Annotated in this window: 1 protein-coding gene; it reads left to right on the top strand. The window is 66.9% G+C overall.

The genetic code is table 11. From position 1 onward, the window contains the following. Positions 1–443: 443 nt before the first annotated feature. Positions 444–1697 (top strand): IS110 family transposase, encoded by a 1254-nt coding sequence (locus ACFU5O_RS37440; RefSeq protein ID WP_384247495.1) that lies wholly within the window; start codon positions 444–446, stop codon positions 1695–1697. Positions 1698–1726 lie beyond the last annotated feature (29 nt).

The raw sequence follows: 1726 nt of genomic DNA, 5'->3' as shown, positions 1-1726 counted from the left end.
CCCTAATCCGTAGTGAAGGTGGTTCCGGAAGCTGCAGCTGGGCTTCTGGGCTGTCTGGTGACGGACGTCTGTAAGGCCCCGGGCCCTTGAGGCCTCCCGATAGAGCGGCGCCGTCACGGTGGTGGGGTTTCACGGGACCTGCGGGCGCCGGGCAAACGCCTGGGAATCTCCCCGGTCTTTGAGGCCTCACGAGAGAGCGGCGCGGCCCGGCGTCTCCAAGTCCCGTGAAACCCACCGTCGTATGTCGTTCGTTGTCGTCGTGGCGCGAGCCCGCCGCAGGGCGACCTCCTGTCCACCTCCGCGAGCCGCGAGCTCTGGCGCAGACAGAGGCCCCTGAGGCGCGCTGGTGTCGCGAACGGCTACCGAGATGGCGGACCAACGAGTCCTGGGATTAGGACGCCGCGTGACCCGCATGAGCTCGTGACCTGCATAGACGCTCGACGATGGGAGAACGTGTGACTGTGTTCTGCGGGATCGACTGGGCAGAAAAGCATCACGACATCGCGCTGGTCGATGAGGCTGGCGAACTGCTGGCCAAGAGGCGGATCAGCGATGACGCGGCCGGCTACCGGATACTGCTCGAGCTACTGGCCGAGCACGGTGACAGCCCTGAGTCACCGATACCGGTGGCCATCGAGACCAGCCGAGGCCTGCTCGTCGCAGCCCTGCGGACCGGCCGCCGCAAGGTCTTCGCGATCAACCCGCTCGCCGCCTCCCGCTACCGCGACCGCCACGGTGTGTCCCGCAAGAAGTCAGACCCGGGCGACGCCCTGGTCCTGGCCAACATCCTCCGCACCGACATGGCCGTGCACCGGCCGCTGCCGGCGGACTCCGACCAAGCCCAGGCCATCGCGGTACTTGCTCGCGCTCAGCAGGACGCCGTCTGGAACCGCCAGCAGATCGGCAACCAGATCCGCTCCCTGCTGCGCGAGTACTACCCCGCTGCCCTCGATGCCTTCCTGGCCAAGCAAGGAGGACTGGCCCGCGAGGAAGCCCGCATCATCCTGGCAAAAGCGCCAACACCCACAGAAGGCTCGCGGCTGTCGCTGAGCCAGCTGCGTTCCGCTCTCAAGCGCGCTGGCCGTGTCCGCAGCATTGACGAGGAGGCTGACCGCCTGCGCGGCATCCTGCGGGCCGAGTACGCTCACCAGCCTGCGGCTGTCGAGGACGCCTTCGGCAAGCAACTCCGCGCTCTGTTGAAGCAGTTCGAAGCAGCCTGCCAGGCCAGTGAAGACCTCGCCGAAGCAGTTGATGCCAGCTTTCGCGAGCATCCGGACGCCGAGATACTCCTGAGCTTCCCGGGCCTCGGTGTCCAGCTTGCGGCACGAGTTCTCGCCGAGACAGGAGACGACCGCAACCGCTTCGCCGACGCCCGCGGGCTGAAGGCATACGCCGGATCAGCACCGATCACCCGCGCCTCCGGCAAGAAACACTACGTCGGACGCCGCATGGTCAAGAACAACCGGCTCCACCACGCCGGCTACCTCTGGGCCTTCTCCTCCCTGCGCTCATCACCCGGCGCGCAGGCCCACTACCGCCACCGGCGCGACGTCGGCGACTGGCACGCGCAAGCTCAACGACACCTGTTCAATCGCCTGCTCGGGCAGCTGTTCCACTGCCTCCAGAAGCGAGTCCTCTTCAACGAGGAACGCGCCTTCGCTCCGCCCGCGACCTCACCCATGGCAGCTGCTGCTTGACTTCTTCAGACCCCGAGATGTCTATCGGG

This window comes from Streptomyces sp. NPDC057445, assembly GCF_042802855.1.
Taxonomy (GTDB): domain Bacteria; phylum Actinomycetota; class Actinomycetes; order Streptomycetales; family Streptomycetaceae; genus Streptomyces.
The sequence above is the reverse complement of the archived record's forward strand: the minus strand, read 5'-3'. Positions and strand labels throughout refer to the sequence as shown.

What these genes read in the sequence shown, in the direction of transcription:
- ACFU5O_RS37440 (WP_384247495.1), top strand. Translation starts at nt 444, where the DNA reads ATGGGAGAACGTGTGACTGTGTTCTGCGGGATCGACTGGGCAGAAAAG.